Genomic DNA, 625 nt, shown 5'->3' on the forward strand with positions numbered 1-625 from the left:
ACCGAGCTGTGGACATTCGTGCGTGAGAATGGCTCGAACTGGAAGCTCTCGGCAATACAACAGGCTTGAGCCCAGGGCGATTTTGTCCAAGGCTTCACAGTTGTCGGCGTTCAGCGCACGATCTTGACGCACATCGGCGTGCCGATCTCGATGGCGCGCCCGGTGTCGCTGAGTATGCCGGTCTCGGCGTCGCGAGCGAAGATCGAGATGCGGTCGGCGTTCTGGTTGGCGGAAAACAGATGGCCGCCTGACGGCGTCAGCGCCAGATTGCGCGGCGTCGCGCCACCACAAGAGATATAGCCGACGAGGCTCAGCGAACCCGTCTGCTGGTCGACCGCCATGATGACGACGCTGTCATGGCCACGGTTGGAGCCGTAGACAAAACGGCCATCCGGCGAGATCTGGATGTCGGCGCAATGGTTGCTGTCGCGCGCCTCGGCCGGCACCGCGGGCTTCGCGTCGATGAGCGTGAGCTTGCCCGAGGCTTCGTCCAGCGCCATCGCCACGATGGTCGAATCCAGCTCGTTCATAACGAAGACGAAGCGTCCGTTCGGATGCAGTGCGAGGTGGCGTGGACCGGCGCCGGATGGCAAAGCGGATTCGGTTAGCTTGGCCAGATTGCCGT

1 protein-coding gene is annotated in these 625 nt (G+C 62.9%); it reads right to left on the reverse strand.

Translation table 11 applies throughout. From position 1 onward, the window contains the following. Positions 1 to 110 precede the first annotated feature (110 nt). Positions 111 to 625 (reverse strand): lactonase family protein (locus EN939_RS36995; protein ID WP_164751638.1); only part of this gene is annotated, 515 nt, incomplete at its 5' end.

Origin of the sequence: Mesorhizobium sp. M7A.F.Ca.CA.002.05.1.1 (assembly GCF_003998335.1) — a bacterium.
GTDB lineage: Bacteria > Pseudomonadota > Alphaproteobacteria > Rhizobiales > Rhizobiaceae > Mesorhizobium.